This is a genomic window from Flagellimonas myxillae, assembly GCF_023502235.1.
In the GTDB taxonomy this organism is placed as follows: domain Bacteria; phylum Bacteroidota; class Bacteroidia; order Flavobacteriales; family Flavobacteriaceae; genus Flagellimonas; species Flagellimonas myxillae.
Genome location: NZ_JAMFLY010000003.1, coordinates 313,491 through 336,278, shown reverse-complemented (window position 1 = coordinate 336,278; position 22,788 = coordinate 313,491). Strand labels below are relative to the sequence as shown.

Below are 22,788 nucleotides of genomic sequence, written 5' to 3'. Positions count from 1 at the left end.
AGAGCGGAATAAAATCCTGACATAAATCAGGTGTGCTCCCAACGGTCAAGACTTACCATACCGATTCCATCTTTTTTATGGTCACGTTTTGTATGGCCTTTTCAGTATCTTCATTTTCTATCGTCAATTGGTTATAGGGTACGGTTGGAAAGATTTGGTCGGTTATTGCAAAAAGTCCGTCGTCCACAAAAACCTCTATGGAACACCAGTCCAAATACAAGGATACATTGAAGTGACCATCCTTCAATTGATTCAAGGGAGCACGGTGTTTTTTGTTCCCAAATTCAGTTTGAAATTGGACCTTACCTGAATTCATTCGGTCCAAAACCAGCGAATTGTCTTTGGGATCCATCTTTAGCACCAAGGTTTCGCCCAATTCGTTGCCCAAGGTAATTTTAAAGTTCTTGGATGCCGTCCCAAATGCAATTTTGGACTGCTGCAATCCCTCAATTTGAAGGTTCTTGGTCTCCCCGCCAGCGACTTCAAAATTTTCTACTAAAACGGAGGTTGCGAGCCCACTTACAGCTTCCAAAGGGGAATTTGCCAACCAATAATCGTCTCCTATTTTTCTAAGCGATAGATTTCGTGGCAGCGTCATAGCACTTCGCCATTTTTCCGTGGGGGTATCCCTAGCATAGTCCCAATTGCTCATCCATCCGATAAAAATCCGCTCTCCATTTGGGGTATTGTTATAGGTTACACCAGCATAATTATCCGTTCCATAATCCAACCATTTGGGTTCTTTTTGGTCGGTCGTGAATTTGACCCCATCAAAATCTCCAATAAAATACTGGGTGCCACTTCCTCCATTGGGTGCGCCTGGGTTGATGCTTATGATCAAGACCCACTGCTGCTCATCGGAACCCTCTACTTGGAGCTGAAACAGGTCTGGGCATTCCCAAACTCCACCATGTGCACCATGGGTTTTCCCAAAATCACTGATATGTGTCCAATCCTTTAAATTTGGTGAGCTGTAAAACTTGGCATGGTCGCCGGCTACCAAGGCCATTATCCAACTTTGGGTGTCTTGGTGCCAAAACACCTTGGGGTCCCTAAAATCCTTGATACCATTATTCCCAATTACGGGGTTACCCTCATATTTGGCCCAAGATTCCCCATTGTCCAAACTATAAGCGATCCCCTGGGTCTGAAAGTCCTTCCTGCCCGCTTTTTCTCCTTCCATTAAATGATAGGTAAAAGCTGCTACCAAGGGAGTTTCCCCATTCTTGGCAAAACCTGAAGTATTACTTTTATCAACCACTGCGCTCCCGGAAAAAATAAGCCCGTGCTCGTCCGGATACAAAGCAATGGGTTTGTGTTCCCAATGTACCATGTCCGTACTCACAGCATGGCCCCAATGCATGGGTCCCCAAACAATGTCGTCGGGATAGTATTGATAGAACAAATGGTAAATCCCTTCGTTAAACACGAGGCCATTGGGATCGTTCATCCATTTCTCTTCTGGTGAAAAATGAAATTGGGGACGATACGCCTCTTGATAATATGCCGAAGTTTTCATGGGTTCCTCTTGAGGTGATTCCTTGGTTTTTTTGCAGGAAACCAGTAAACAAATTCCAAGGAAGAATATAACAATTGTTCGCATATGGTGGATGGATTAATTAGCATATTAAGATACCAATATTCTTCCTTCGCATTCCTAAAAATGTATCTTTGAGTGTAATTTTTGAAGGTCTTATCGAACTTATACATCGTTCTAACAGCCTATTCCCCAAAACAGTTTTCCTTTGCATCAAACCGATTCCTTACTTCTAATTTTCACCCGCAATCCCGAATTGGGCAAATGTAAAACCCGATTAGCGGCCAAGGTCGGGGATTTGGCAGCTTTGGAAATCTATAAGTTCCTATTGTCCCATACTGTTGGGCTAACCAAAGGACTGGCCAGCGATAAGTGGGTCTTCTATTCCGAAGAAATTTGGGAAGACGATGTATGGCCCACGGCGCACTACCAAAAAAAGTTGCAAAAAGGGGACGATTTGGGCCAACGGATGCTGCATGCCTTCCAAGAGGGTTTTGAATCCGGTTATGAAAAAATCATTATTATTGGAAGTGATATGTACGATTTGTCCCAAGGGGATTTGGAATCGGCATTTTCCCATTTGGAGCACCATGATTTTGCATTGGGTCCTGCAGAGGATGGAGGTTATTATCTCTTGGGAATGACCCGCTTGAAAAAGGAACTTTTTCTCCACAAAAGTTGGGGAACGGACACGGTACTCCCATCCACCCTAAAGGATTTGGTTGGTGAAACCTGTGCCGTACTGCCCATCAAAAACGATGTGGACCATTATGAAGACATTAAAGATATTGAGGCTTTCCAGCCTTTTCTAAAACATATTAAGGAATGACCAAAAAACAGCTTGAGGAATCTGTAGAATATTTGAAAAAAAAGGGGTTTGACTCCCCAGAAATTGGGATAGTACTAGGAACCGGTCTCGGACAATTGGTGGGCGAGATCGAGGGGGCCATCGAAGCCCACTACAACCACATTCCCTATTTTCCGTTGGCCACGGTGGAATTCCATTCCGGGAAGCTTATCTACGGGACCATTGCCAACAAAAAAGTGGTGGTGATGCAGGGCAGGTTCCACCTGTACGAAGGGTACGACTTTTTGGATATTACCTATCCTATCCGAGTGATGCGGCTTCTGGGAATCCAAAAGCTGTTTGTCTCCAATGCAGCAGGTGCCATTAATCTCGATTACAAAAAAGGCGATATGATGCTCATTGAAGACCACATTAATCTTCAGGGTGGTTCCCCTTTGGCATTTAAAAATGTGGCCGAATTTGGCGACCGTTTTGTGGATATGGCCGAACCCTATGACTTGGAAATGCGGAACAAACTGGAATCTATTGCTGCCAAAAATGGAATTTCGCTACGAAAAGGAGTGTATGCCTCGGTAGTGGGCCCACAGTTGGAAACCAAAGCGGAATATCGAATGCTCAAGATATTGGGTGCCGATGCCGTGGGAATGAGTACCGTGCCCGAAGTAATTGTTGCCAATCATTTACGACTACCCATTGTGGCCGTATCGGTTTTGACCGATGAATGCGACCCGGACAATTTGCAACCTGTTAATATCCAAGAGATTATTGAGATTGCCGGGAATACAGAACCAAAAATGATACAATTGTTCAAAGAACTAATTCAAGAAATATGAGCTATTTAGATGCTACCCAAGATTTATACAAAGAGGCTGCCTTGACCCCCGATGTTGGGTTGTGCTGTACGACCAATCCTATTTGGCAGTTTCCGGGACTTTCCATTCCCAAGATCATGCAGGAAATGAACTATGGTTGTGGGAGCACCGTTTCCGCACAAGATTTAGTTAATGACCCCAAAGTCCTTTATGTGGGTGTTGGCGGGGGCATGGAGCTGTTGCAATTCTCCTACTTTTCCCGACAAAAAGGGGGTGTAATCGGTGTTGATTCTGTAGATGAGATGTTGGAAGCTTCCCGAAACAACTTCAAAATTGCCGAAGAGGAAAACGACTGGTTTAAAAGTGAATATGTGGATTTGGTAAAGGGAGATGCGCTAAACCTTCCCGTTGCCGATGAAAGCATTGACGTTGCGGCCCAGAATTGCTTGTTCAACATCTTTAAGATGGAAGATTTGAAAAAGGCGGTTTCCGAAATGTACCGGGTACTGAAGCCCCACGGCCGCTTGGTAATGAGCGACCCCACATGCGAACAGCCCATGAACGAGGAGTTACGAAATGACGATAGATTGCGGGCTCTTTGCCTGAGCGGAAGTATTCCTATCAAAGATTACGTTAAGGTGCTGACCGATGCAGGCTTTGGCACCATAGAAATTAGGGGGCGTAGGGCGTATCGTGTATTATCACCGAACCACTACCCAACGGACGAACTGGTTTATATTGAATCCATAGAGATTGCAGCTATTAAAGACCCCATGCCAGAGGACGGACCTTGCATGTTTACTGGCAAAACGGCCATTTATTTTGGGAATGAAGAATACTTTGATGACAACAACGGACATGTATTGCTTCAAAACCAGCCCCTTGCCGTATGCGACAAAACTGCCGCCGCCCTAAAGCAGGCTTCGGATGAGATATTTGTCAGTGAAAGCACCTGGCACTATAACGGGGGAGGGTGTTGTTAAAATTTATTGGGGCTTAAATGCCCCTCTTTTATCGTAAAAAGTTGCTATGGGTCTATCCCTAAATTGGCCATTGATATTTCTTTTGGTGTGGAGTCTTGGTGCGTATCCAAGCTCAGATTCCAAGGTAAAACAGGATAATCCAATTGTCCATCAAATAGATTATCCCAGCCACCAGGCTTGGGGAGATCTCCTCAAAAAATATGTGGATGGTGACGGCAATGTGGACTATCTGGGTTTTAAGGGGGACGTATCCCAACTGGATTCGTATTTATTGGAACTTTCACTAAATCCACCTACCACGCAATGGGATAACAACCAAAAATTGGCCTTTTACATCAATCTGTACAATGCCGCGACCGTAAAACTGATTGTGGACCATTATCCGATAGGGAGCATACGGGATATTCCAAGTCGGTGGAAGAAAAAATGGATAGCTCTTGGAGACCGTAGGGTTTCTTTGGGTTATGTGGAACATCAAATACTTCGAAAAATGGGAGAGCCAAGAATACACTTTGCCATTAATTGTGCGTCCCACTCCTGTCCCAAATTGCTTAATGTCCCGTTTACGGCCCAAAGCATGGAACGGTTACTGTCCAAATCTGCGGTTGATTTCGTCAATGATAAAAAACGAAATCGCTTTGAAGGGAACAGGGCCTATCTCTCCAAAATATTTCGGTGGTTCAAGGGGGATTTCACGGAAGATGAAAGCCTGCTGGGATTTATCAACCAGTATCTCGATAATCCCGCCCCAATAAATGCACAAATTGAATTTTTGGATTACGATTGGAGTTTGAATGAAGTCAAATAAGACCATTAGCGTTATAATTCCTGTTCTAAACGAGGAAAAATTAATTGGGAAAGTCCTGGACCAACTTGCCCAAACTGGGAGTCCCAAAAATATCCAAGAGGTAATCTGTGTGGATGGCGGGAGTCAGGATAAGACCGTAGAGGTTGCTGAAGCCCATGGAGCAAAAGTAATGCAATCTCAGAGGGGCAGGGCAAAGCAAATGAATTATGGCGCAAAAAAGGCGGAGGGCGACATCCTTTACTTTTTACATGCGGACACCTTTACCCCAAAAAACTTTGATGAAAAAATTCTTAAAGCGGTCAACCAAGGGTATGATTCCGGCTGTTTTCGAATGAAATTTGATACCCGGAACCCTTTTTTGCGATTCTTCGCTTATATGTCCCGCGTAAACCATAGACTGTGCAGAGGGGGCGACCAATCCCTCTTTGTGAAAAAGAACGTTTTTAAAAGAACCAATGGTTTTAATGAGGCTTATCTGATCTATGAGGACACCGAATTCATAACCCGGCTCTACCAGCATACCACCTTTAAAATTTTACCTGATGCCGTGGTTACCTCAGCAAGAAAATACAGGGAAAAAGGTTGGGTTAAAATCCAATTCCATTTTGGCATGATCCACCTAAAAAATTATTTGGGGGCCAAGCCCGATGAGTTATATCGCTACTACGCAAAAAACATTCTAGGCTATTGATTGGAACTTGTTTCAAAATCCAATAAAACGCCCTCCGAAATCCATTTTGCCAAAGCTTGTCGGTTGTCAGGATCCAATATCCTACGTTGGTCTTTTTTGCTGCGGATATTCCCTATTTCTATATAGGCAATTGCTGGCAATGTATTTTTGACCAAATAAAGGTTGCTTCTATCTTTAAAGGTACCGGTGTATTGTCTATTCGGCTGAAACTTTTTGTATTTCCTATTGAACGTTTCATGTATACTTTCTGCCAGACGTTTCCCATTTTTACTCTTGTGATGATGGTAAAAGAACACATCAATATTGGTGCCTGAAGCACGGCCATCAACATGGGTCACAATCAATCTCTGGTATTTCCCCCTATTTTGTAAATACAGTCGGTTTACCACGTCTACCCTTTGTTTAAGTCTTTGTTTTTGATTCAAAGGAATGGGTTTGTTCGGATAAACAACTTCATCGGTATCAAGATCAAGAATTCTGTTATCCCTGATGCCATCATTTTCATCACGTACAATTATATGTACCTCAGCACCATGTGACAAAAGCTCACGTGCCAATCGCAATGTAACGTCGTAGGCATATTCATCTTCAGAGATTAATTTGCCTGCATAATTTTCAATTGCTCCGGGATCAGGCCCTCCATGACCCGAGATAAGATAGTACACCGTATTTTCCAATCGGTTGCTCAATGGCTCAACGGTAGCATATGCATCACCAAAAATGGGATACTGCATTTTTTCTATTTCTTCGGAATCGGGTGCTATCCTGTCGTCATTTGCAACAAAAGGGATTCGGTATACATTGCCGGCGTACAACTGATGGTCACTTTTTAGATTTTCTTTATTCAAGTTTAGAAAATCCTTATAATACTTGGTTGGGTCGACCCCGTGTCTTCTCAATAAGGAATATATGCCATCTCCTGTTTGGGCTGTCACCTGTACAATGGAATCCTGGGCCGTACCAAGGAAGGTGCAGCACAAACAAAAAAGCACAAACAGGTATGGAATTCGGTGAATTGACAAGAAAACTGTGTTACTCTTCCAAGGAAAGTTCGGCATAATCCTTTAAAATACCATCCGTGATCCAGTTGGCGAACGCCCTTTTATCGGAACGCACGGGAATGGCATTTTCGGTGCTTTTCTTGGTGTGTTTGTTTACCGTGATCATGCTAACGGCAGGTAAGGTATTCTTGGCCAGAAAGAGGGTGCTCTTGTCCTCGAAGGTCTTACTATTTATTTCTGATTTTTTTACGGCGCTGTTTTTCTTGAAGACATTCTGAAGATTTTCGGCCAATCGCTGTCCTTGTTCACTTTTGTCGTGATGGTAAACCGAAACATCCAAATTTCCGCTCTGTAGTATTCCATTGGCCCTGATAACCAATAAGCGTTGATATTTGCCCTGATGCTGCAGATACCTTTTGTTGATGGCATCAATATAACTGCCCAGTTTTTCCATTTGCGTTTGATCCACTTCGACTTCCTGCTCCTGCTCTTCCGTATTGCCCATTACATAGACCGTGGCTCCTTGCTCCAAGAGTTCCGCGGCCAAGTTCTTGGTGATATCTGCTACAAAGTGGTTTTGTGCTGAAGCACTGTCTTCGGCAATCAGATAATAAACCGCATCTTTTAGCGCTTCACTTTTGTGGTACATTTTCCCTAATTCTGCATCAAAAAGAGGCTTTTCTTCTTGGTCTGTAGTAGAAACTTGCACTCCTTTTGTCTTGTAGGAATCCTCGGATATGGGAATTTTATAATTCCTGCCTATATGCAACAAACTGCCATCCTTAATATCGTCTTTATTCAGGATGATAAATTCCTCATAATGCTTCACGGGATCCAACCCCTGTTTTCTGAGCATTGAGAAGATACCATCGCCTTTTTCGGCGACCACGGTGTAGTAGTTTTCTTGGGCGAATAGCATACATTGCATGCCAACACACAACAAAAATGTTGGTATAAATCTCATTGAATTCACAAGTTGCAGGGGTGCTAGGCAAAGTTCAGAAAAATCAACCGAACAGGAAAGAAATATGGGGGTTTATTTGCTCAAAAATATTGGCCAATGCCAAAAACAATTCCTTTTGCTCCCATATTGGTAATTCCATGGCCATAATCAATCCTAAAAATGGCATTAAAAATACGCTTATGGATAAATCTCACCCCAATACCCGGGTAGATTCTAAGGTTTTGTTCATCACTAAAATCGCTAAAATCCCCACCTGGGTTGCGCCAAGTTCCCCCGTCGATAAACACATTGCTCTGCAACACAAACCAGTCCTTATCTATTAGGGTATGTCGGTACTCGGTATTGAGCACAATAGCGCCGGTTCCCCTATCGATAATATTTCCCACGCCGCGAATGTTCAGGTTATTGTCCACAGCAAAAGGGGCAAAAGGGGTGTCGATGTTACTGGATAGGCCCAAACGTAGGCGATTGGCCCAATTTCCCCTTTTTCCAACACGCTGAAAATAGGTGAAATCGTTAAAACCTATCACAAATTCTGGCAACATGCCACTCGTGCTATGCACGTATTGAAAATTTAAGGAGCTTTTAAAACCGGATAGGTATTGATAGTAGTATTCTATGCCATCGTAGTTATAAATCAGTTTCAACAGATACTTGTCCACTTCCAAATCTTGCGGCACATTGGGGGCCGTTTCCCCAAAGAGGTAGTCGTAATTTTCAGTAAAAAAATTGATGCCAAATTCAAACCTGTTCTGAAAATTGACCTCAAAAAGGCCCAGTACTTCAAAGGCCTTATTGTTATATCGGTAGTCTGCTGTTCCATTATCCAAAAAAACGGGTTCTTGGGTCCTTAAGTTCTGATAACTCACGGCCAGCCCCAACTTGTTGCTAAACAAATAGGGCGCCCGTAAATGGACCCCATAAGAGTTGAAAACATCTCGTTGGTAAAATCCTCCCAGGGTAACATTGTTTCCGAATAAATTGAATTCCTGCAGGCCCAATCGGAACGCAAATTCCCCATCGTTGGAGGTATATACGTTGGCGAAAGGAATTAGGGTGAAATTCTCCTCTACGCCATAATACACGTTATACGTACCCTCTTCCAACGCCGGAAAAACTTGATAGTACGCATGGGAAATGGACGGTAACCGCTTAAGACGGTAGATGTCTTGATCCATGAGGGTAGAATCCAGGGCCATTCCTGGTTTTAGGCGCACTATTTTCTTTATGAAATTGGTAGTGGTCCGCTCATTCCCCTGAACCTTTACATCCGCTACTTTATATTGAGCGTATCCAGACACCGCTATCAATAGAAGCAGTACGGACAGAAAATTTCTCATAGCGGCCATCAAAATTTTGACTTAAATATAGGCCAATACGCCAAAAAGAGTATCACAGAATGAAAAGTATTGGGGCCTATCATGTTATTCCAAGGTAAAATTTACCTCAGCAAAGAGATTTACCCAATTATCCTCACTAACTGCCAACAAAGAAAAATTGTAATTGTTTCCCAATGTTAGGGAAGGCGGTTCGGCAACCGTAATGTTCAGTACCACATTGTCTAAATTGTAATATTGAAACATTTGATCGACCGTATAGGTTCCAGATAACAGATTATCATTTTCATTAGAAACCACTTGAAAGTAAATTACGGTGTCTTCGAATGTTCCATCTTCCCATGAAAAAACAGGCATATCGCTACTATTATCCACGGTTACAATCTGAGGTAAATATTCGGTGGGATTGGTCGTGTGTTTTAACCGGATTGGATTGGAAAGGTGGACTTTTCCATTTTCTTCAAAAGTGACGATTACCCACTTTTCAAGCTCAGGCACAATTTCATATTTTAATAAATAGCCGTTGAATACATCAATAAGTTCTGCAGCACCCTTGGTGTAGCTGGAAAAATTGTTCTCATCCACTTCCAGATTTTCCGTTTCATAAAAATTGATGTTGGATACACCCTCTCTTGGATATAAAAAGACACTGACTACCGAAGGGTCTTCATTGCTCGCCGCGCAAGCAATTACATTTCCCAAAACCATCTCCTTATCTGCTATATCGGCAGCCAAAGTTCCTTCTGGTGGGAGTTCCACACTGTCGGAACTACAGGAAACCAAAATCAATGTAACTGCTAAAAGGCTGGAAATAAGGCTACTTTTGATCATCTATTAGGATATTCTTTACCTAATAGTCGCCATAAAAACTGCGGATTACATTTTCAGCAGGTTTGTTTTGGGGTGTGAACCGATTATCTTCATTACCTCCCGACTTATCATGGTGAATAAACCATTTCCAAACAAAACCACCCGCAAACCAATCTTCTTCCCAAAATTCTTGAAAAATGGCCTCCGTGGCATCGGATTGGGCCTGCAAATTGACATTCATCTGGTTTCTGTCCACCAACCAAGGTTTCTTTGCTGCGTAGTCCATACTTCTATAGCCAAATTCGGTAAACAGAATCGGCTTGTCCACTTCATCGGCCAAGTTGGCCAACTTGTCTTTCCAACGTTTCCACCCAGAACGTAACTGCTCCAAAGTGGGATTTTGTTCTTCGGACAATGGAAAATAAGCGTCCACCCCAATATAGTCCAACTCATTCCAAAAGGGTACTCTAGGATATTCGTCCCAATTGGCGGCATAGGTGAGCTTCCCGCTATAAACTGTCTTGATTTTGGCTATGAGGTCGGTCCAAAATTGGGGCCGGTGTTTTACAAACTCCTCCAATTCGGTACCAATGCAATACACCTCGGCCTTTGTCTCTTCGGCCAGCTGGGCATAGGTCAATGCAAAGTCGGAATAGGTGGCCTCCAGCGTTTCCCAATCTTCCTCGGACTGCATGGCCATATCACCCGTGAACTCCCCCCGCCATATCCATATTTGTGGTTTCAACATGATCTTGATCCCATTTTTCCGCAATAGTTGGATATATTGTTTCGCACCGGTTCTGGTTTCTCCATACCATTGTCGTTCCGTATTAAAGACAATTTGTGGAGAAGAGAGACTTCGGGCAAATCCAAAGGGCATAACCGCCGCAAAATTGGCATTGACAGCGACCACCGGATCTACATGGTTCTGGGTGACCTTCTCTCGGGAGCCAACAAAACTCACCCCATTTATTTTATCCTTTTTTTGTCCATTACAGGACAACTGGATCAAACACAAAAAAAGGAGCCCTAATCTTTTCATAGACAAAAGTTAAGGCTCCTAAAATAAACTTTTAGGCTTTGGTATTAAAAAATAGCCCGCAAACCTATGTTAAATGTTTCTCCCAATCCTGTATTGCTTCCCCTTACAAAGTTGGTGTACAGGGCCTCTACATTCAAAGCGCTGGTCAATTGATATTTTAACCCTCCTCCCAAGGCCGTGAAGTCCTGGGTAAAATTGTTCCCCAAATCGATACGTTGTGAGTGCTGGGCCAGCGCCAATACAGTAAAGGTGGAACTTGGAAAATAGCTTAAGAAAACCCCAGGGGTAAGATTAAGGCTATTGTTGGCAAAGCTTTTATCCTTATCCCCAAAGCTCAATTCCGAATTCAATTCGGTGAAAAGTTGCCATTTACCTCCTGGAAAGGTATGATCATAGAAAAACCTGTTCTGCCAGATATAGCCATTTTGATCTAGAAAGACACCATTGTTCCCGTTAACTGGAAGAAAATCCTCGGTCTCATTGTCCACCAAAGGAATAAAGAATGAACTTTGGATGGAAAAATTGCTCACGGAAGCAATCGGCACAAACTTAACGGAAGGGGCAATAGATGTTAAACCGGAACGGGCCGTTCCTGTTTCCCCATCAAACTGGAAAACTTCCAAGGCTCCGCGGCCGGCCACTACGTTCGATCGTAGTTCCAAAATGGCCCCCACGTTCCAACGCTTGTTGTCCCCCACCCCGGTATATACCTCCAAAGTGGAAGTAAAAAACGTTTGGCGAGGTTCCTTACCTTCAGAAAAAGTGCTCTCGGTCTGAGTGTAAAGGTTGTTGAACCACTTCAAGTCCCACTGCCCTTTACCAATAAGTTTTGAAGGGGTATATTGCTGAATGTTACTTTGACTTGGCGCATCGGGATCCGTTTGGGAAAACCCAAAAAATGCGCTCATTATCATTCCTCCCAAAAGAAGGTACTTTCTTTTCTTTTTCATGCTTAGTTGTTGTTATATTGAATTAATCGGTCTCGTTCAAACTCCAATCATATGGGTAGTATCCCACTTTGGTTTTTGAATCAAATTTTTCTTTTCGATAAAGGTTTACGAAGTCTACCAAGGATTTGCCCCCTTGTGTAAAGTCGCCCTTGTACCATTCAAAAATTTGGGACAAGAGTACTTTTTTACCTTTTAATCTAATAAAGTTGGGATTATTCACGGCCAACTCCGTCTGTTGTTGCAATTGAGCCTCGAGTGTACTTGGCAAATATGCATTGGAGATTATGGGAGGACATCCCAACCCGGCACACACCAATACAAAATGAAAACGCGCTTCTTTCGGAAAATTTGCGCGTAGCAACTTATGTTCCATATCATTTAAGGTGATGTTCTTCCCACCTATATCATAAGTGATTTTATCAAAAAACCCGGCTTTGTTCAATGGCGATTTAATGGGATAATTATCCACTATTCCCTTGATTACGGAAAGATTATACCCATTGATCCAAAAGGCCTGGAAATCCTTGGCATTCGATTTGGAAACCGTAATTCCCTTTGCCAGTTCCAACAATGTATTCAAATCGGATGGATTGTTCTTGATTTCTTGGTACTTGACTCTACCGTCTTTAACATAGGTGCCAAAAAAGGCATCAGACTTGCTAAAAAAGGTATTTAGGTCTTGCGAAAAACCAAATTGTGTAGCAATTATCAGTAACTGTACGGTTAGTATTTTTTTCAATTTCATCTTCAATATTTAGTTGATTGAACTCTGCCTTATGTCGAACAGAATTTTTGTGCCATACAAGTTCAAACTGAATTTAAGAATTATTTAAGATTTTAGAAATCAATTGCTTAGACGTACGAAAATCGCCCCATTTCCTTACCAAAATCCACAATATTTAAATTCTTTCTAAATTAAAACGAGGTATTAAGTTCCTATATTTAAGAACGACACAATAGCAACACCAACACAATTTCATGGAGAATATTGTTATCATCGGAAACGGAATTGCCGGCATCTCGGCCGCCCGTCACATCCGCAAACTTTCGGACAAAAGAATCATCATAATCTCTGGGGAAACGGACTATTTTTTCTCTAGAACAGCCCTTATGTACGTGTATATGGGGCATATGAAGTTCGAGCATATCCAACCCTACGAAAATTGGTTCTGGGAAAAGAATCGAATAGAACTCGTTAGGGGTTTTGTGACCCAGGTAAATCCCGAAACCAAACAGTTATCGATAGATTGGTCAAGGGCAATGCACTACGACAAGCTAATTATTGCCACAGGCTCCAAGCCTAACAAGTTTGGCTGGCCCGGACAAGATTTGCACGGAGTTCAAGGGTTGTATTCCAAGCAAGACTTGGACCTTTTGGAAGTAAATGCTCCCAACAAGGAGGTATGCAAAAGGGCCGTGATCGTCGGTGGTGGTCTAATAGGTATCGAATTGGCCGAAATGCTAAGAAGCAGGGACATCCCTGTAACCTTTTTGGTGAGGGAAGACAGTTTTTGGAATGGTGTTCTCCCTAAGGGGGAATCCCAAATGATCAATGAACACATCCGAGAACACCATATTGACCTGCGGTTAAGTTCCAACCTCAAGGAAATAGTTGCTGACGAAAACGGAAAAGTCAAATCGGTGGTCATTGCAGAAACCGGGGAAGAACTCGCCTGCGACATGGTAGGTCTTACTGCTGGGGTTACCCCAAATATTGAATTTTTAAGGAACTCTGGAATTGAGCTCGGCCGTGGGGTCAAGGTCAATCGTTTTTTGGAAACCAATGTGCCCGATGTTTATGCCATTGGGGATTGTGCCGAACAGCATGAAGCCATTGGCAACCGTCGACCTATTGAAGCGGTATGGTATACGGGCCGGATGATGGGCGAAACCGTTGCACAGACCATTTGTGGGAACAAGATTGAGTACAAGCCAGGGCATTGGTTCAACTCGGCCAAATTTTTGGACATTGAGTACCAAACCTACGGTTGGGTGTTTTCCGAAAGGGGCATGAAAGCACATGAAGCACATTTTCATTGGAGACATCCAGAAGAGAAAATCTGCATCACCGTGGCTTTTCATAAGGAAACAGGTCAATTTTTGGGAATCAACACTTTTGGCATCCGAATGAGGCATCAAATTTTTGACAAATGGCTTACCCAGGAAAAAAGTGTGGATCATGTAATGGAACATTTGATCGATGCCAATTTCGACCCTGAATTTTATAAGCACTACGAAGCGAACATCATCTCCAAATACAATGCGGAATTTGGAAAATCCATCAGTTTAAAAAAGAAAAGTTTAAAAAGAATTTTTGCAATGGGTTACTAGTTGACACCTGATTGATGTTGGTAAACCTTTTGGCACCATCACTTTCCAATTTCAACGTATTAACCTTCAACTAAAAGATATGAGTACATACGACAGAAGCATGGCCCTTACTGGCCAGCCTCCAGCAATACTGAGTAGAAATCAGAAGATAGCCACCTTGATAGGCATGACAGGATTATTGATTCTGCTACTGGCTTCGTTCAATGTAAGCTTCCCCAATAAGGGGCTTTGGCTCACCCTCGCCTTAATGGCCATTTCAGCAGGTACCATTTGGTTCTCGTGGGATGCCTATTCCAAAAAGCTCCCAGGAATCAAGAATGATGGTGTTTGGTTCAAGTCCATTTCAAGTAAGGGATTTTGGGGTTGGATAGCCGGAATCGCACTTACTGGTTTCTATATTGTGCTTTACTTCTACCCCGAATATTTAGGCTTGGTAAAAAATGGGAGCAACAAAGGGGTTATTGCTTTATTCGACCCTTTAAGCAAAGCCTTGAGTGGCAACCCTGCCAGCCAATGGTTTGTATATGGAACTTTGTATACCGTGGCCATTTTGGCCTTTGGCATCAAGTTTATGTGGAAATACCGCCATAACAGATATGAACGTATCCGCACCATGAGCGTTATGTTTTTCCAAACGGCCTTCGCCTTTATTATTCCAGAGCTCATGGCTCGATTAAACGGCGATAAAATCCTTAATGGTGGAAGCCTACCCTACTATGACCTAAAAAATGTTTGGCCCCTAAACTATTACAACTTTGAAGGATATCGGATCAAAGGCTTTTTAAGCTCCGGGGATATTGGTTTTGCCCTATTGATTTTTGGAATTTTATCGGTTTTTGTGATTACGCCCATCCTTACCTATAAATATGGTAAACGATGGTACTGCTCGTGGGTATGCGGATGTGGTGGTTTGGCCGAAACTGCTGGCGATGCCTTTAGGCAATTGAGTGATAAAACTGTTAGCGCTTGGAAAGTGGAACGTTGGGTGGTGCACAGTGTGGTGGTTTTTGTGACCTTGATGACAACCGCAGTGATATACTCCTATCTGGGTACGGACACCAGCAAATACTGGTTGACCAAAAGCACTTTCCTTATTGGTGTTGCAAGCTTGCTTACCCTTGTATTTGCTTGGGTAATGATCTTTAAACGCGACCAGTTCAAGAAGGATGCAATTTACGGGGCCATAGGTTATTTTGTGATCATTATGGCGCTTATTGGGTTCCACTTTTTTAGTGGGGACGGCAATGTGTTCCTGTTTAAATCGGAAACTTTGCGTAAATCCTACAGCTTCTTGATCGGAAGTATCTTTTCCGGAGTTATTGGAACCGGATTTTACCCTATTTTCGGAAATCGGGTTTGGTGTAGGTTTGGATGCCCCATGGCCGCTATGATGGGCTTTCAACAACGCTTGTTTTCCCGGTTTAGAATTACCACAAATGGTGGACAATGCATCTCTTGTGGTAACTGTTCCACCTATTGCGAAATGGGAATCGATGTACGCGCCTATGCCCAAAAGGGTGAAAATATTGTACGCTCTAGTTGTGTGGGCTGCGGTATTTGTTCGGCTGTTTGTCCAAGGGGAGTGCTTAAGCTTGAAAATGGTCCCTTGGAAGGTCGAATAGACAGCAACCAAGTGCTTTTGGGCAACGATGTGGATTTGATGACCTTGGTAAACAAAAAATAAAATGTTACGGTCCAGTTTTCTGTTTTTCCTGATGCTTACATTGGGAGCTGGAAAAATGTACCATCGGGATTTTTATCCCGATGGAGAAATCAAGGAAGAAGGTTGGAAGGAGCGAAATTCCAAAGAGGGCTTTTGGAAGTTTTATTACCCCAATGGCCAAATTGAATCCCAAGGACATTTCAAAAAGAACTTAAGAAACGGATATTGGTATTTCAGGGACGAGAATGGCAAACCTAAAATGGAAGGTCACTTTAAGGCTGGGGAAAAAGCAATGTGGTGGCTTTTTTATGACGAGAATGGAAAGATCAACCACAAATGCCAGCTCAAAAATGGGATAAAGAACGGCTACTGTTTAAAATACACCGATGAGGAACTAAAGTCAGCTGAAAAATATAAAAACGGGAAAAAGATAAAGGAATGGTTTAGCTTTGGAAGCTTTAAAAAAGAGAACAAGCTTTCTGACTTAAAGTAATGGCAGAAATCAAGGTAATAATACCCGCAGTGAATGAAGGCGATTCCATTGGAAAAGTGGTATCGGAATTGCCCAAATCCGTAACCGAAATTATTGTTGTAAACAATGGATCTGTCGACAACACGGTCGAAAATGCTAAAAAAGCCGGGGCCACGGTTCTTACGGAAAACCAACGGGGCTACGGCTTTGCCTGTCTTAAGGGACTGGATTACGTTGCCAAACAATCCAAACAACCCGATATTATCGTATTTATTGACGGAGATTATTCCGATTATCCAGAGGAATTGGACAAAGTTGTCGCCCCAATTTTGGACAAGGATTTGGATTTTGTGGTGGGAGCTCGAACCAAAGCGCTACGTGAGCCAGGTTCCATGACCCCACAACAAGTTTTTGGCAACCAATTGGCCACATTTTTAATGCGGCTGTTGTTTCGGGCAAAATTTACCGATTTGGGGCCTTTTAGGGCCATAAAATACGATAAGCTCGTGGCCTTGGAAATGCAGGACAAAACTTATGGTTGGACAGTGGAAATGCAGCTAAAGGTTCTGAAAAAAAAGATGTCATATACCGAAGTACCAGTGCGTTATAAACGAAGAATTGGTGTTTCAAAAGTGTCCGGTACATTAAAAGGTACTATATTTGCGGGCATAAAAATCTTGGGGTGGATTTTTAAATATAGTTTTAAATAATATGGGACTAACAATTGCTTTAATTATCATCGCCATTTATAGTATGGCATTAATTCTGATTTTTTGCTATAGCTTGGCCCAGTTGAACCTGCTCGTTAACTATCTCGGCAATAAAAAAAGGAACGAGGAGGCACCCAAATTCAATCTATTGGACCCCAAGGAAATTCCGTTTGTCACCATTCAGTTGCCCATCTACAACGAAGAATATGTGATGGAGCGGCTGCTAGAGAACATCTCAAAAATAGAATATCCCAAAAGCAAACTGGAAATCCAGGTTTTGGATGATTCCACCGATGATACCGTTGTGGAGACCTCCCAAAGAATCGAGGAACTTCAGAAAACCGGATTGGATATCCAACACATTCGCAGGGAAAACCGTCAAGGATTTAAGGCAGGAGCCCTAAAAGAAGGTTTGGCAATCGCAAAAGGTGAGTTCATCGCTATTTTTGATGCCGATTTCCTTCCTGAAAGCGATTGGTTAAAAAAGACCGTTCCCTATTTCAAGGATGGGGAAATCGGGGTGGTACAGACCCGTTGGGGACATATCAACCGGGATTATTCCACCCTTACAAAAATTCAGGCTTTTGCTTTGGATGCCCACTTTACTTTGGAGCAAGTTGGGAGAAATTCAAAAGGGCACTTCATTAACTTTAACGGAACTGCCGGAATCTGGAGAAAGGAATGTATCATCGATGCCGGAAACTGGGAGGGAGATACCTTGACCGAAGATTTGGATTTGAGCTACCGTGCCCAATTGAAGAACTGGAAGTTCAAGTATCTGGAAGATGTGGAAACTCCAGCTGAACTACCAGTGGTGATTAGCGCGGCAAGATCCCAGCAATTCCGATGGAATAAGGGAGGGGCCGAGAATTTCAGAAAAACGGTTTGGAGTGTGATTACCGCTAAAAACATCCCCTTTAAAACAAAGTTCCACGGGGTAATGCACCTGCTGAACAGCTCCATGTTCCTATGTATGTTCATCGTTGCCATTTTGAGCATTCCCATGCTGTACATCAAAAATTCTTATGGCCATTTGGCTTGGGTTTTTGATGTGAACAGGTTTTTTATCGTAAGTACCATCATCCTATTCACCTGTTATTGGTTTACCTATAAGAGTATTCAAGGCAGTAGTTTCGACAAGTTTGTGGACTACATTAAGCTGTTCTTTACCTTTTTCTCGGTAGCCCTTGGATTTTCACTGCATAATACGGTAGCTGTCTTGGAAGGACATTTGGGTAAGCGTAGCGAGTTTGTTCGTACCCCAAAATTCAACATCAACAATCTTACCGACAGTTGGAAGGGTAATAAGTATTTGACCAAAAAACTATCCCCCAATATGATCTTGGAATTTGCGTTGATGGTTTACTTCCTATTCGGAATGTATCTAGCGGTCCCATTTAACGATTTTGGATTGTTCCCATTTCATTTAATGTTGTTCATGGGATTTGCCTTTGTATTTTTCAAATCGTTGACCTCCAAGGCCTAGACAATGTTTTCCTATTGGAAATTGCATAGAATTCCTATCCTTTTGGGTATAGGGAGCTTGTTGTTCTATGCAGTTTTTGCCTACGACCTTAACCGCGAGGATTTCCCTAAGCTGCTCTCGCTATTTGTAGCCCTGTTCTTCCTGCACTATAAGCTTATCCAATTTGAGAAATGGAATTTTAAGTTCCTTTTGGTTGTCGGCATTGTTTTTAGATTGGTCTTTATCTGCGCCGAACCTAACTTGTCGCAGGATTTTTATCGGTTTATCTGGGACGGGGAACTCATCAAAAATGGCATCAATCCGTATTTGCACCTTCCCAAAGAGCTTATTCTTCAGGGAAATTTACCCATCGCCAATGCACAAGAGCTTTTTGATGGAATGGGTGGCCTCAGCGCTAGACATTACAGCAACTATCCTCCCGTAAACCAGATAATATTTGCCGCGGCCACCTTTTTGGGAGGCGGAAGTATTTTGGGCTCCATCATTGCGATGAGATTTACCATTATCTTGGCGGATGTGGGTATCCTTTACTTTGGAAGAAAGTTGCTGCAACATCTCAATCGTTCCCCACATCAAGTTTTCTGGTATTTTTTGAATCCTTTGGTCATCGTAGAACTAACCGGAAATCTTCATTTCGAAGGGGTGATGCTCTTTTTCTTTGTCTGGGCCATGTACCTCATTAGTCAGTATAAATGGTTGTGGGCCGCTCCGATTTATGCCGCCTCTATCATGGTGAAATTGGTGCCCATTTTGTTTTTGCCACTATTCCTTAAGTACTTTGGCGTCAAGAAAAGTGCCCTGTTCTATCTTGCGGTGGGACTGGCATGTGCTGGTCTGCTTCTCCCATTTTATTCATCCGAATTTATTGACAACTATTCGCAAACCGTTGGTCTATGGTTTTCCAACTTTGAATTCAATGCGGGTATTTATAACGGGATAAAAAACATCGCGGTCCATTTATTTGATGCAAAACCGTGGGAGTTGGTCAAAATATATGGGAGTTGGGTAGCACGCATTACCATTGTGGGAACCCTTGTACTGGCTTTGGTTCGGAAAAATCAAAATTTCCATACACTCATCATTTCCATGCTCTTTGTGTTATCGGGTTACTATTTCTTGTCTACCACAGTACATCCTTGGTACATCGTTTTCCCACTGCTGCTTTGCACCTTTACCAAATTCCGTTTTGCAATGGTGTGGTCCCTTATGGCCGTGCTCAGTTATTTTGCCTACGCCAACCCAGAGTATACCGAAAACCTCTGGTTACTGTCTGTTGAGTATATTTTTGTTTTTGGCTATCTCATTTATGAAATCATGGGTAAAGGCGGAAAAAAGTTACATTTCTTCAAAAAGTAAATGCCATTTTAGGTCAATTGGATATAATTTGTACTTTTAACCCGTAATGAAAGGACAAACACACATATTATCTACATTCGGCACACTTGCCCCCGTACGTCCATTCGCTCCACGCCGTCGCCCGTAAGGGTGCATATTAGTTATGGAAATAGGTGAGTCCATTTCCGCAAAAAACCAACAGCTTTCAATTTTTTATCAGTTCAAAATTACCTAGCAATGGAAATTGTAATTGCTAACGAATCACATTTTAAATACGCCCAGACCATAAGCGATACCATCACGGAATCCGCTAAGGTACGTGGTACAGGTATTGCCCAGCGTAGCCCGGAGTATATCATGAAAAGGTTGGAAAACGGCAATGCGGTAATAGCCTTGGACGGGGACAAATTTGCCGGATTCTGCTACATCGAGGTTTGGGGGAACAAGAACTTTGTGGCCAATTCCGGCTTAATCGTGCATCCCGATTATCGAAAGCAGGGACTGGCCAAAAAAATCAAGAAGGCCATTTTTGAACTTTCTAGGCAGAAGTTTCCTGAAGCCAAGATATTTGGGATAACCACCGGTTTGGCCGTAATGAAAATGAACTATGAGTTAGGTTATAAACCCGTAACCTTCTCGGAACTTACGGATGACCCTGACTTCTGGAAAGGCTGTCAAACCTGCAAAAACTTTGATATTCTCACCCGAACCGAAAAGAACATGTGCCTTTGCACAGGAATGCTGTACGACCCAGAAACCGAAAAAACACAATCCAAAAAACTGAACGGAAGAGCTTTTCAGCGGCTAAAGCGAATGAAAGAGAATCTTTTCCTTAAAAAGAAATCAAAATGAAAAAACTTGTATTAGCCTATAGTGGTGGATTGGATACCTCCTATTGTGCCAAATATCTTTCCCAAGAAGAGGGATTTGAAGTCCATGCGGTAAGTGTGAACACCGGCGGATTCAGCATAGAGGAAATCGAGGAAATTGAACAAAAGGCCTTGGCGCTCGGGGCTTCAACCTACACCTCTATCGATGCAGTTTCCAATTTTTATGACAAGGTGGTGAAATACCTCATCTATGGAAATGTGCTCCGAAACAACACCTATCCCCTCTCCGTTAGCGCAGAGCGAATTGTTCAGGCCATTGAAATCGTGAACCACGCCAAAAAAATTGGCGCGGAATACATCGCACATGGAAGTACTGGGGCCGGGAATGACCAGGTAAGATTCGATATGATTTTTCAAATCGCGTCGCCAGATATCAATATCATCACCCCGATCAGGGACAACAAACTCTCTAGGGAAGCAGAAATTGAGTACTTGCAAAAAAATGGCATCGATTATTCCTGGGAAAAAGCCAAATATTCCATCAACAGAGGGCTTTGGGGAACTTCTGTGGGAGGGGACGAAACTTTAACCTCCCATCTTTCGCTTCCTGAATCGGCCTACCCCAGCCAATTGCAAAAGGAATTGTCCAAAGAATTGAAATTGACCTTTACCAAAGGTGAGCTCACTGCTGTTGACGGTGTTAGTGGTACTCCGGTGGAAAATATTGAAAAATTGGAGTCCATTGCCTCCCAATATGCCATTGGAAGGGACATCCATGTGGGCGACACCATCATCGGTATCAAAGGAAGAGTTGGTTTTGAGGCCGCTGCGCCTACCATCATTATTAAAGCGCACCACTTGTTGGAAAAGCACACCTTGAGCAAGTGGCAACAATATCAAAAAGAGCAGTTGGGCAATTTTTATGGTATGCTGCTCCACGAGGGTAATTATTTGGACGAAGTGATGCGAAACATTGAGTCCTTTCTTGCAGATACGCAGAAAAATGTGTCGGGCGATGTCTTTGTAACACTACATCCCTATCGATTTGAATTGAATGGAATTTCCTCCAAACACGATCTGATGAATGCGTCATTTGGCAGTTATGGGGAGATGAACAAAGGTTGGACAGCGGATGATGCCAAAGGGTTCATCAAGATACTGTCCAATTCCGGGAAAATTGCGAACCACGTAAACCAAAATCATGATTAAGGTTGGAATAATAGGAGGTTCAGGATATACCGGCGGGGAACTGATCCGGATACTTTTGAACCACCCAGAAACGGAAATTGACTTTGTGTACAGTACCACAAGGGCAGGTAAGCCCGTATCCTCTGCGCACCAAGATCTGTTGGGCCAAACAGAGCTGTTGTTTTCTAGGGAGGTGAATCCAAATGTGGATGTGGTCTTTCTTTGCCTTGGTCATGGCAATTCGACTAAATTTTTGGAGGAAAATACCTTTGCGACCCACACCAAGATCATCGATTTAAGCAACGATTTTAGACTCAAGACCGACTCCATCTGGAACGGAAAAAACTTCGTTTATGGGCTGCCTGAACTCAACAGGACAAGTATCCAAAAGGCGGAAGCCATCGCAAATCCAGGTTGTTTTGCCAGTGCCATCCAATTGGCGCTTTTGCCCCTATCTAAACTGGGGCTGTTAGCAAATGAGGTACATATTAATGCAGTTACTGGTAGCACGGGTGCTGGAGTTGGACTTTCGTCCACTTCACATTTTAGCTGGAGAAACAACAATGTTTCTTGGTACAAACCCTTTACACATCAACATTTGGGTGAAATTGGTGAGAGTCTGGCTTCCTTCGGAAATCCGGTTGGAAAACTACACTTTTTGCCCAATAGGGGCAATTTTACTAGAGGTATCCTAGCTACGGCCTACACCACTTTTGATGGAAGCCTAGAAGACGCACAACAATTGTTCAAAGACTTTTATTCCGATGCTGCGTTTACCTATGTTTCGGAGGAACCCATCCACCTAAAACAAGTAGTGAACACTAATCAATGCCATATTCATTTGCACAAACATGAAAATGTGCTTTTGGTCACTTCGGCCATCGACAATTTATTAAAAGGAGCCTCCGGGCAAGCGGTTCAAAACCTGAATTTGATGTTCGGTTTGGAAGAACAAACCGGATTACAGCTAAAGGCAGGGGTGTTTTAAAATAAAAAATGGATTCCCACGGTCGTGGGATTGAAAAAAAGA

At 42.8% G+C, this 22,788-nt stretch carries 22 protein-coding genes; 14 read left to right on the top strand and 8 right to left on the bottom strand.

Annotation, left to right across the window (positions count from 1 at the left end; all coding sequences use genetic code 11):
- Positions 1-52 precede the first annotated feature (52 nt).
- Complete coding sequence (locus M3P07_RS14190; protein WP_249970591.1) at positions 53-1,519, bottom strand: glycoside hydrolase family 32 protein; 1,467 nt, start codon at positions 1,517-1,519, stop codon at positions 53-55.
- Positions 1,520-1,745: 226 nt separating this feature from the next.
- Between M3P07_RS14190 and M3P07_RS14185 the strand changes: the two genes are divergently transcribed.
- The 5 genes from M3P07_RS14185 to M3P07_RS14165 are packed head-to-tail and all read left to right on the top strand — an operon-like array spanning position 1,746 to position 5,639.
- A complete protein-coding gene (locus tag M3P07_RS14185; protein WP_249970590.1) occupies positions 1,746-2,366 on the top strand; it encodes a TIGR04282 family arsenosugar biosynthesis glycosyltransferase in 621 nt (206 codons plus the stop codon).
- A complete protein-coding gene (locus M3P07_RS14180; protein ID WP_249970589.1) occupies positions 2,363-3,178 on the top strand; it encodes a purine-nucleoside phosphorylase in 816 nt (271 codons plus the stop codon). Before M3P07_RS14185 ends, M3P07_RS14180 begins: the two co-directional genes overlap by 4 nt.
- Positions 3,175-4,140, top strand: coding sequence for an arsenosugar biosynthesis arsenite methyltransferase ArsM (gene arsM, locus M3P07_RS14175; RefSeq protein ID WP_249970588.1), 966 nt, complete (start codon positions 3,175-3,177; stop codon positions 4,138-4,140). The genes M3P07_RS14180 and arsM overlap by 4 nt, the downstream gene beginning before the upstream one ends.
- 46 nt (positions 4,141-4,186) lie before the next feature.
- Complete coding sequence (locus M3P07_RS14170; protein ID WP_249970587.1) at positions 4,187-4,948, top strand: DUF547 domain-containing protein; 762 nt, start codon at positions 4,187-4,189, stop codon at positions 4,946-4,948.
- Complete coding sequence (locus tag M3P07_RS14165; protein WP_249970586.1) at positions 4,935-5,639, top strand: TIGR04283 family arsenosugar biosynthesis glycosyltransferase; 705 nt, start codon at positions 4,935-4,937, stop codon at positions 5,637-5,639. Before M3P07_RS14170 ends, M3P07_RS14165 begins: the two co-directional genes overlap by 14 nt.
- Here M3P07_RS14165 and M3P07_RS14160 read toward each other — a convergent pair.
- The 7 genes from M3P07_RS14160 to M3P07_RS14130 form a co-directional block, all read right to left on the bottom strand.
- Entirely contained in the window at positions 5,633-6,661 is a 1,029-nt protein-coding gene (locus tag M3P07_RS14160; RefSeq protein WP_319946577.1) for an N-acetylmuramoyl-L-alanine amidase family protein, read from the bottom strand. The genes M3P07_RS14165 and M3P07_RS14160 overlap by 7 nt on opposite strands.
- Positions 6,662-6,671: 10 nt before the next feature.
- On the bottom strand, positions 6,672-7,604 hold the full coding sequence (locus M3P07_RS14155; protein WP_249970585.1) for an N-acetylmuramoyl-L-alanine amidase: 933 nt from the start codon (positions 7,602-7,604) through the stop codon (positions 6,672-6,674).
- An 80-nt stretch (positions 7,605-7,684) separates the two neighbouring features.
- Entirely contained in the window at positions 7,685-8,944 is a 1,260-nt protein-coding gene (locus M3P07_RS14150; protein WP_249970584.1) for a POTRA domain-containing protein, read from the bottom strand.
- Positions 8,945-9,028: 84 nt separating this feature from the next.
- Positions 9,029-9,772, bottom strand: a complete 744-nt coding sequence (locus M3P07_RS14145; protein WP_249970583.1) for a hypothetical protein — start codon at positions 9,770-9,772, stop codon at positions 9,029-9,031.
- A 19-nt stretch (positions 9,773-9,791) separates the two neighbouring features.
- Positions 9,792-10,793, bottom strand: coding sequence for a glycoside hydrolase family 113 (locus tag M3P07_RS14140; RefSeq protein ID WP_249970582.1), 1,002 nt, complete (start codon positions 10,791-10,793; stop codon positions 9,792-9,794).
- Between the two features lie 44 nt (positions 10,794-10,837).
- Positions 10,838-11,743, bottom strand: a complete 906-nt coding sequence (locus M3P07_RS14135; RefSeq protein WP_249970581.1) for a hypothetical protein — start codon at positions 11,741-11,743, stop codon at positions 10,838-10,840.
- Positions 11,744-11,765: 22 nt separating this feature from the next.
- The gene (locus tag M3P07_RS14130) at positions 11,766-12,488 is read right to left on the bottom strand and encodes a DUF547 domain-containing protein (protein ID WP_249970580.1); all 723 of its coding nucleotides are present in this window, start codon (positions 12,486-12,488) and stop codon (positions 11,766-11,768) included.
- A 233-nt stretch (positions 12,489-12,721) separates the two neighbouring features.
- On the opposite strand from M3P07_RS14130, the gene M3P07_RS14125 reads away from it, so the two are divergent.
- The 9 genes from M3P07_RS14125 (at position 12,722) to argC (ending at position 22,746) form a co-directional block, all read left to right on the top strand.
- Positions 12,722-14,074 carry an NAD(P)/FAD-dependent oxidoreductase gene (locus tag M3P07_RS14125; protein WP_249970579.1) on the top strand — a complete coding sequence of 451 codons (1,353 nt, stop codon included), beginning with the start codon at positions 12,722-12,724 and terminating at the stop codon, positions 14,072-14,074.
- Between the two features lie 79 nt (positions 14,075-14,153).
- Positions 14,154-15,758, top strand: a complete 1,605-nt coding sequence (locus tag M3P07_RS14120) for a 4Fe-4S binding protein (RefSeq protein ID WP_249970578.1) — start codon at positions 14,154-14,156, stop codon at positions 15,756-15,758.
- A gap of 1 nt (position 15,759) precedes the next feature.
- Positions 15,760-16,230 (top strand): toxin-antitoxin system YwqK family antitoxin, encoded by a 471-nt coding sequence (locus M3P07_RS14115; protein WP_249970577.1) that lies wholly within the window; start codon positions 15,760-15,762, stop codon positions 16,228-16,230.
- Positions 16,230-16,919: a glycosyltransferase family 2 protein gene (locus M3P07_RS14110; protein ID WP_249970576.1), complete on the top strand. Its 690-nt coding sequence runs from the start codon at positions 16,230-16,232 to the stop codon at positions 16,917-16,919. The genes M3P07_RS14115 and M3P07_RS14110 overlap by 1 nt, the downstream gene beginning before the upstream one ends.
- Position 16,920: 1 nt before the next feature.
- Positions 16,921-18,405: a cellulose synthase family protein gene (locus tag M3P07_RS14105; protein ID WP_249970575.1), complete on the top strand. Its 1,485-nt coding sequence runs from the start codon at positions 16,921-16,923 to the stop codon at positions 18,403-18,405.
- Between the two features lie 3 nt (positions 18,406-18,408).
- Entirely contained in the window at positions 18,409-19,761 is a 1,353-nt protein-coding gene (locus M3P07_RS14100; protein WP_249970574.1) for an MptA/MptB family glycosyltransferase, read from the top strand.
- Between the two features lie 216 nt (positions 19,762-19,977).
- Complete coding sequence (locus tag M3P07_RS14095; RefSeq protein ID WP_249970573.1) at positions 19,978-20,592, top strand: GNAT family N-acetyltransferase; 615 nt, start codon at positions 19,978-19,980, stop codon at positions 20,590-20,592.
- A complete protein-coding gene (locus tag M3P07_RS14090; RefSeq protein WP_249970572.1) occupies positions 20,589-21,779 on the top strand; it encodes an argininosuccinate synthase in 1,191 nt (396 codons plus the stop codon). The genes M3P07_RS14095 and M3P07_RS14090 overlap by 4 nt, the downstream gene beginning before the upstream one ends.
- Positions 21,772-22,746 (top strand): N-acetyl-gamma-glutamyl-phosphate reductase, encoded by a 975-nt coding sequence (argC, locus tag M3P07_RS14085; protein WP_249970571.1) that lies wholly within the window; start codon positions 21,772-21,774, stop codon positions 22,744-22,746. Before M3P07_RS14090 ends, argC begins: the two co-directional genes overlap by 8 nt.
- Positions 22,747-22,788: the final 42 nt, after the last annotated feature.

Bases quoted from the DNA above. Each gene is read 5' to 3' on its own strand.
- M3P07_RS14190 (WP_249970591.1), bottom strand. From the start codon at position 1,519: ATGAAAACTTCGGCATATTATCAAGAGGCGTATCGTCCCCAATTTCAT.
- M3P07_RS14180 (WP_249970589.1), top strand. From the start codon at position 2,363: ATGACCAAAAAACAGCTTGAGGAATCTGTAGAATATTTGAAAAAAAAG.
- arsM (WP_249970588.1), top strand. From the start codon at position 3,175: ATGAGCTATTTAGATGCTACCCAAGATTTATACAAAGAGGCTGCCTTG.
- M3P07_RS14170 (WP_249970587.1), top strand. From the start codon at position 4,187: ATGGGTCTATCCCTAAATTGGCCATTGATATTTCTTTTGGTGTGGAGT.
- M3P07_RS14165 (WP_249970586.1), top strand. From the start codon at position 4,935: ATGAAGTCAAATAAGACCATTAGCGTTATAATTCCTGTTCTAAACGAG.
- M3P07_RS14155 (WP_249970585.1), bottom strand. From the start codon at position 7,604: ATGAGATTTATACCAACATTTTTGTTGTGTGTTGGCATGCAATGTATG.
- M3P07_RS14150 (WP_249970584.1), bottom strand. From the start codon at position 8,944: ATGAGAAATTTTCTGTCCGTACTGCTTCTATTGATAGCGGTGTCTGGA.
- M3P07_RS14145 (WP_249970583.1), bottom strand. From the start codon at position 9,772: ATGATCAAAAGTAGCCTTATTTCCAGCCTTTTAGCAGTTACATTGATT.
- M3P07_RS14140 (WP_249970582.1), bottom strand. From the start codon at position 10,793: ATGAAAAGATTAGGGCTCCTTTTTTTGTGTTTGATCCAGTTGTCCTGT.
- M3P07_RS14135 (WP_249970581.1), bottom strand. From the start codon at position 11,743: ATGAAAAAGAAAAGAAAGTACCTTCTTTTGGGAGGAATGATAATGAGC.
- M3P07_RS14130 (WP_249970580.1), bottom strand. From the start codon at position 12,488: ATGAAATTGAAAAAAATACTAACCGTACAGTTACTGATAATTGCTACA.
- M3P07_RS14125 (WP_249970579.1), top strand. From the start codon at position 12,722: ATGGAGAATATTGTTATCATCGGAAACGGAATTGCCGGCATCTCGGCC.
- M3P07_RS14120 (WP_249970578.1), top strand. From the start codon at position 14,154: ATGAGTACATACGACAGAAGCATGGCCCTTACTGGCCAGCCTCCAGCA.
- M3P07_RS14115 (WP_249970577.1), top strand. From the start codon at position 15,760: ATGTTACGGTCCAGTTTTCTGTTTTTCCTGATGCTTACATTGGGAGCT.
- M3P07_RS14110 (WP_249970576.1), top strand. From the start codon at position 16,230: ATGGCAGAAATCAAGGTAATAATACCCGCAGTGAATGAAGGCGATTCC.
- M3P07_RS14105 (WP_249970575.1), top strand. From the start codon at position 16,921: ATGGGACTAACAATTGCTTTAATTATCATCGCCATTTATAGTATGGCA.
- M3P07_RS14100 (WP_249970574.1), top strand. From the start codon at position 18,409: ATGTTTTCCTATTGGAAATTGCATAGAATTCCTATCCTTTTGGGTATA.
- M3P07_RS14095 (WP_249970573.1), top strand. From the start codon at position 19,978: ATGGAAATTGTAATTGCTAACGAATCACATTTTAAATACGCCCAGACC.
- M3P07_RS14090 (WP_249970572.1), top strand. From the start codon at position 20,589: ATGAAAAAACTTGTATTAGCCTATAGTGGTGGATTGGATACCTCCTAT.
- argC (WP_249970571.1), top strand. From the start codon at position 21,772: ATGATTAAGGTTGGAATAATAGGAGGTTCAGGATATACCGGCGGGGAA.